This window comes from Flavobacterium sp. CAN_S2, assembly GCF_015752255.1.
Taxonomy (GTDB): Bacteria; Bacteroidota; Bacteroidia; order Flavobacteriales; family Flavobacteriaceae; genus Flavobacterium.
The window spans coordinates 1-1,758 of record NZ_JADOVA010000014.1; the positions used below are offsets into that span (position 1 = coordinate 1).

The window sequence follows — 1,758 nt, forward strand, 5'->3', positions numbered from 1 at the left end:
GATGGGTATATAGCTTTCAAGATTAAAACATTGCCAACGCTGGTAACTGGAGATTCATTCACCAATGAAGCTAATATTTATTTTGATTATAATTTTCCAATCCTGACTAATAAGGCAACATCTACTTTTAAAACGCTAGGAACTCAAGATTTTGAGTTTTCAGATTATTTTAGTGTGTATCCAAATCCGGTAATTGATGTTTTAAATATTGGAACTAAAAATACTATTCAGCTAAAGACCATGGCGATTTATGATGTTTTAGGACAAATAGTTATAGCTGTTCCAAATGCTCAGAGTATTTCAAAAATAGATGTTTCAAAATTATCTAAGAGTAATTATTTCTTAAAAATGAATACAGATAAGGGAACATCCAGCTTTAAATTTATTAAACAGTAAGAATTATTCAGATGAAAAAACTATACTTTCTACTATTGTGTTTTCTATTTTTCACTATTGCAAAAGCACAAATTGTTAATTTGCCTGATGCTACTTTTAAGGCTAGATTATTGTCTGCAAATGTTAATAATGATATAGCAAAAGACTTAAACGGAAACAAAATAAAAATTGATTTAAATAATAATGGAGAAATAGAAGTTAGTGAAGCATTAAATATTTATGAGTTAAATATAAATAAGCCCTATTTTGAATATACTTACATATCAAATTTGATTGGAATTAATGATTTTATAAATCTAAAAAAAATGTTTTGTCAATATAATAAAATTAGTGATCTTAATTTTATTACAATTAAAACATTAAAACATGTTAATTGTAGCGATAATCTTTTAACAAATCTTGATTTAAGTAATGTAATAAATCTTGAATATTTGGATTGTACATTTAATAAATTAACTACTATTCAATTAACTAAATTTAAAGAGTTGAATTTTTTAAGTTGTGGTAATAATCAATTAACAAATATAGATATCTCTTCACTAACTAAGTTAAAAACTTTATATTGTGATAACAATCAGTTGACATCTATTGATTTATCAAAAAACATTTTGTTAACTGAATTAGGATTAAGTTCCAATATTTTAGAGTCTTTAAATATTTCGGATTTAATTAATTTAGAACGATTATTTTGTTCAAAGAATAAATTAGTAGAATTAAATCTGAAAGGCTTGCTAAGATTAATTCAAGTAGAAGCTTATAACAATCAATTGAGATCGATTAATCTTAATGATATTGGAAAAAGTTGGTTAAATGATTTTGATGGATTTCTTGATTTTAGAAATAATAATTTTTCAACAATCTATATGAAAAATGGATTGAAAGAAAATTATTCAATGATCCTAGATGGTAATCCAAATCTAGAATTTATCTGTTGTGATGAAAATGACATTAATAGTATTGAAACACAAATAGGATATTTAGGTTATAAAAATTGTGCTGTTAATTCCTATTGTTCTTTCAATCCAGGAGGAACTTTCTTTGCGATACAAGGAAAAATTATTTTGGACAGCGATAAGAATGGATGCAATGCTTCGGATGCTGGGTATTCAAATTTAAATTTTTCAGTTTCAGATGGAAATGGGGTGGGCAATGTAGTTTCAAATGCATCTGGTAAATATTATATTCCTGTTCAAAAGGGAAATTACACAATTAGGCCAATCCTTCAAAATGCAAATTATTTTACAATTTCACCAACTTCTATGTCTACTGATTTTCCAGCGCAAACCAGTCCTTTTAATCAAGATTTTTGTGTTACTCCTAACGGGATTCATAACGATTTAGAAGTGACGATTTTGCCGCTTA

Annotated in this window: 2 protein-coding genes; both read left to right on the forward strand. The window is 26.2% G+C overall.

Annotation, left to right across the window (positions count from 1 at the left end; all coding sequences use genetic code 11):
* A partial coding sequence (locus tag IWX80_RS16910; protein ID WP_196854475.1) for a T9SS type A sorting domain-containing protein occupies window positions 1-396 on the forward strand: 396 nt, incomplete at its 5' end.
* Between the two features lie 11 nt (window positions 397-407).
* Window positions 408-1,758 (forward strand): leucine-rich repeat domain-containing protein (locus tag IWX80_RS16915; RefSeq protein WP_196854476.1); only part of this gene is annotated, 1,351 nt, incomplete at its 3' end.